Annotated in this window: 5 protein-coding genes, 1 pseudogene and 1 riboswitch; of the genes and pseudogenes, 2 read left to right on the plus strand and 4 right to left on the minus strand. The window is 72.0% G+C overall.

Translation table 11 applies throughout. The features are described 5' to 3' along the window. The 4 genes and pseudogenes from G3I40_RS18595 to G3I40_RS18610 all read right to left on the minus strand — a co-directional run. Window positions 1-209, minus strand: a pseudogene (locus tag G3I40_RS18595) (hypothetical protein); the annotation flags it as partial. A 37-nt stretch (window positions 210-246) separates the two neighbouring features. Continuing rightward, window positions 247-383: riboswitch (cobalamin riboswitch) on the minus strand. 100 nt (window positions 384-483) lie between these two features. Next, on the minus strand, window positions 484-705 hold the full coding sequence (locus G3I40_RS18600) for a hypothetical protein (protein ID WP_164303261.1): 222 nt from the start codon (window positions 703-705) through the stop codon (window positions 484-486). A 16-nt stretch (window positions 706-721) separates the two neighbouring features. Then, window positions 722-2,008 (minus strand): inorganic phosphate transporter, encoded by a 1,287-nt coding sequence (locus tag G3I40_RS18605; protein ID WP_164303262.1) that lies wholly within the window; start codon window positions 2,006-2,008, stop codon window positions 722-724. Between the two features lie 202 nt (window positions 2,009-2,210). After that, window positions 2,211-2,957, minus strand: coding sequence for a lysozyme (locus G3I40_RS18610; RefSeq protein WP_164303263.1), 747 nt, complete (start codon window positions 2,955-2,957; stop codon window positions 2,211-2,213). Window positions 2,958-3,134: 177 nt separating this feature from the next. Here G3I40_RS18610 and G3I40_RS18615 point away from each other — a divergent pair, with 177 nt between their 5' ends. Beyond that, complete coding sequence (locus G3I40_RS18615; protein WP_239091807.1) at window positions 3,135-3,809, plus strand: class II aldolase/adducin family protein; 675 nt, start codon at window positions 3,135-3,137, stop codon at window positions 3,807-3,809. Window positions 3,810-3,919: 110 nt separating this feature from the next. Then, window positions 3,920-4,755, plus strand: an 836-nt coding sequence (locus G3I40_RS18620; protein WP_164303265.1) for an alpha/beta fold hydrolase, incomplete at its 3' end; no start/stop codon positions are given.

Raw genomic sequence — 4,755 nt, forward strand, 5'->3', positions numbered from 1 at the left:
GCACCGCCCGCACAGATCACGGCGTGCGCGGTGCCCCATCCCCGGTGGTCACGCCACAGCAGCCGCTCCACGGCCCCGGCGGCCCGGCCGAAGCCGGCCACGGGGTGCCCTCGGCGCGGATCGCCAAAGAGGGAATCGGCGAGAAGTCCGGCGGCGGCGCCGTACGCGAAGACGCGCTCGGCCCGCGCCGCGCCGCGCAGGGCGAGCATGGCGGTAGTTGTCCTCACTCAGGGTGTCCACGCCCTGGTTCGACGAGACCGGCAGCGAGAGTTCCTGGCTCACCCCGTCAGGGGTTCACAGTGGCGGGACCGCGCCGGATTCGCACCGGCTTCCTCACCTGCTGCCGCTATGGCGTGGGAAGTCCACCACGCTGCGCGAACGCACGTCAACTTGCCGTTGACCAGTGGGACGTTCCTCATACGACGGTGGGGTGCGAGACGCCGGAAGCGGTCTCGCACCCCACCGTGACAGGGCTGTCGGGCGTCAGGCCACGATCAGGAAGATCCCGTACGCCACGGCCGCCGCGCACAGCGCGAAGCACAGGTACGCGCCGGAGGTGGCGACCGTCGCGGAGCCGCCCCGCTGCGCCGCCGACTCCTTCTTGGAGAGGCCGACGATGCCGAGGGTGAACAGGCCCACCAGGGCCACGGTGACCACGAGGCTGACCCCGAAGACGGAGGCGAGAGCCGCCCAGTCGATCGTCATAGCTGGTCCTGCTTCCTTACAGCGTGGCGCCGGCGGGGCGCACGGGGTCGGTCACGGCCGGGGCCGGAGCGGGGATCGTGGACCGCACGGCCGAGGACTCGGCCTCGACGAGGGTGCCGACGGGCGGCGGGGTGACGGCGGCGATGGCCGTGGTCACGACACCGGCGGGCTCCTCGACGGGGGCGGCGCCGACAGCGGCGACGTCGTCGTCGGCGACGTTGGTGTGGTCGATGGAGTTGCGGCGCGACAGCTTCCAGATGACCGCCGAACCGGCGATCAGCAGCGCCGCCGTCAGGCCGATGCCCCACGGACCCTGCTTGGTGAGGAACTCGGCGCCCGCGCCGACCAGACCCGCGGCCGGCAGGGTCAGGCCCCACGCGACGAACATCCGGGTGGCGGTCGACCAGCGGACGACACCGCCCTTGCGGCCGAGGCCCGAGCCCATCACGGCGCCGGAGCAGACCTGGGTGGTGGAGAGCGAGAAGCCGATGTGCGAGGAGGCGAGGATCGCGGTCGCGGCGCTGGTCTGCGCGGCGAAGCCCTGCTGCGGCGCCAGGTCGGTCAGGCCCTTGCCCATGGTGCGGATGATCCGCCAGCCGCCCAGGTACGTGCCCATCGCGATCGCCAGACCGGCCGAGACGATGACCCACAGGGGCGGGTTGGCGCCGGGGTTGAGGACGCCGCCGGTGATCAGGGCGAGGGTGATGATGCCCATCGTCTTCTGGGCGTCGTTCGTGCCGTGCGCGAGGGAGACGAGCCCGGCCGAGGCGATCTGCCCGGCGCGGTAGCCCTTGGAGGTGGCCTTCTCGTCGGTGTGCTTGCTGATGCGGTAGGTCAGGCGCGTGGCCAGCATCGCGGCGATGCCGGCGACGAGGGGCGCGGCGACCGCGGGCAGCAGCACCTTGGTGACGACGGTGCCGCCGTTGACCGAGGACCAGCCCATCGACATGACCGCGGCGCCGATGAGGCCGCCGAACAGGGCGTGCGAGGAGCTGGACGGCAGACCGACCAGCCAGGTCAGCAGGTTCCACAGGATGGCGCCGACGAGCGCCGCGAAGATGACCTCTGTCTTGAGGCCGTCCTCGTTGATGATGCCGCCGGAGATCGTTTTCGCGACCTCGACGGAGAGAAACGCTCCGACCAGGTTCAGCACGGCGGACATGGCCACCGCCGTCTTCGGCTTGAGGGCGCCCGTCGAGATGGTCGTCGCCATCGCGTTGGCGGTGTCGTGGAAACCGTTGGTGAAATCAAAAACCAGCGCGGTAACGATCACGATCGCAAGGAGCAGCGTGATGTGTTCCATTTACCCAGGCTTCGTTCGGACGTCAGTGGCACGCTGAACGTAAGCAAGCCGAGTGAACGGAAGATGAACTGGGTGGGGCGTAGCGGTGACCCGAACCGGAGCGCCGCCGCTCCGCTTGGCGCAGGGCGGCGGCACGCGTTCCGGATCGACCCCTCGGGAGCCCCGGAACCAAGGGTTCCGTGGGACTTTCGGCCAGGCCGGACTACCCCCGCGCGAACCTCTTCAACTGGGCCGTCGAACCGTTGAAGAGATTCTGGTCACCCGGCAGGCCGCCGCCGTTGTCGTACTGCCAGAACGTCCAGTAGCCCCACCCCTTGGGCAGCGCCCCCGCGCTCGCGTCGTAGCGCGCGATCCACAGGGCGTGGTCGCCGGCGAAGGCCCCGCTGTTGCCGGTACAGGTCTTCCACCAGTGGTAGGTCGTGTAGAGCACCGGGCGCCGCCCGGTCCTGCGCCTGACCTCGTCGCTGAAGGCGCGGATCCAGCCGACCAGTGCGGTCCTGCTCATGCCGTAGCACTTGTGCCGCGCGCTGTACGGGTTGTACTCGATGTCGAGCGCGGGCGGCAGCGTCCAGCCGTCCGCCCGCCAGCCGCCGCCGTTGCGTACGAAGTACGCGGCCTGGGCCGCGCCCGACGCCTTGTCGGGCCGGGCGAAGTGGTAGGCGCCCCGGACGATGCCCGCACTGCGGGCGCCCCGGTACTGCTGCGCGAAGTAGGGGTTCTTGTAGGTGGTCGACTCGGTCGCCTTCACGTAGACGAACCGCGCGCCCCTGCTCTTCGCCTTCTGCCAGTCGACGTTCTTCTGGTGCGAGGAGACGTCGTGCCCCTTGGGCCGGGCGGCGGCCTGCGCGGGCAGCTGTGCGAGCGCGGTTCCCCCCACGGTCAGGACCGCCGCGCAGACCACCGCGGCGACCCGGGCACGGCGACGGGACGGTTTGTGATCACGAGCCATGTTTCCCCCCGGATGGCGACGTGCATGACAAATCTTCCAGAGGTTACCGGAAGACCCGACATGCCCGTCGAACCCCAGCCAATCGACTTTCCGGGCTGATCCATGCCCATACGCGACCTTCCGGACGCCCCCTCTCCCGGATCGGGTCCGCACGGTGCGGCTGGCAGGATGCGCGCCATGAGCGGACTCGGGCAGGCATGGGAAGAGCTGGTGGCGACGGCGCGCAGGACCGTGGCCGACGGACTGGTCGTGGGAACCTCCGGGAACGTCTCCGTACGCGTCGGCGACACGGTGCTCGTCACCCCCACCGGCGTCCCCTACGAACGGCTCGGCCCGCAGGACCTCGTCGCCGTCGACCTCGACGGCGCCCGACGCGCCGGCACCCTCGCCCCGACCAGCGAACTCCCCATGCACCTCGCCATCTACCGGGACACCGGAGCACGTGCCGTCGTGCACACCCACGCGGTGCACGCCACCGCCGTCTCCACGCTCGTCCCCGAGCTGCCGCCCGTCCATTACATGACGGCGGCCCTCGGCGGCCCGGTCCGCGTCGCCCCCTACGCGACGTACGGCACCGAGGAGTTGGCCGAGAACATGCTCGCCGCCCTGCGAGGGCGCACAGGCTGCCTCCTGCAGAACCACGGAACCATCACATACGGGGACACTCTCGCCGCCGCCTACGACCGCACCGCGCAGCTGGAGTGGATGTGCCGCCTCTGGCTCACCGCCCACTCCGTCCCCGGCCGCACCCCCTCGCTCCTCACCGACGCGCAGCTGCACGAGGTGGGGGAGCGGCTGCGCGGGTACGGGCAGGGGGACGGTGGGGGCCGAGCGGGTTCGGGTCGGGGCTGAGCCGGTTCCGCCCGGAAAAATCTCGCCCCACCCGCCCCGGCAGCCACCGGACGTCACCCGCACCCGCCGTCCCGCTGGCCGGGGCGGGCCCGGCCCCCGACACTGGACGAGTGCGTACCGCCAGAGCGACGGCCGCTGCCGTCACCGCCGTCATAGGGGCCTCGGCCGCCGCGATCGCCGCCGGCCGGCTGGCCAGCGACGCCGCGCTCAAGGCGCCCGCGGGACGCCCGCTGCCCACCGAACCCAGGCTCACCGTCCACGCCACCGCCGCGGGCCGGATCACCCTCACCCGCGACCTGGCCTCGCTGCGCCCGGGCACGTACGGCCTCGCCGGCGACGGCTACCACGCGGTCGTCGGGCCCGTGCTCGAATCGGCGCCGCACGCCGCGGACACCGTCGTGCGGCGGCTGGAGCGCGTCACCCACGGCACCCTCGAACCCGGCGCGAAGGCCTGGCTCACCCCGCAGGTGTACATCGGCGACCCCAAGGCGGCGCTCGGCCTCGACCACGCAGACATCGACGTACCCGGTGAACTCGGCGCCCTGCCCGCCTGGTTCGTGCCCGGCGTGCGCGACACCTGGGTCATCACCGTGCACGGCCTCGGCACCACCCGCGAACACCCCATGAACCTCATGGGGTTCCTGCACCACCACCGCTTCCCGATCCTCGACCTCGCCTACCGCGGCGACCTCGGCGCGCCCCGCTCCCCGGACGGCCTCGGCCACCTGGGCGAGACGGAGTGGCGCGACCTGGACGCCGCGATCCGCTACGCCGTGCGCTACGGCGCCCGGCACGTCATCGTGCTCGGCTTCTCCACCGGCGCCGCGATGGCCCTGCACGCCGCGGCCCACTCGGCCCTGCGCGAGCGCATCAGGGGCCTGGTCCTCGACTCCCCGGTGCTCAGCTGGGAGGCGACGCTGCGCACCCTGGCCCGCGCCCGGCGCAC

Origin of the sequence: Streptomyces sp. SID14478 (genome assembly GCF_010548525.1) — a bacterium.
In the GTDB taxonomy this organism is placed as follows: Bacteria; Actinomycetota; Actinomycetes; order Streptomycetales; family Streptomycetaceae; genus Streptomyces.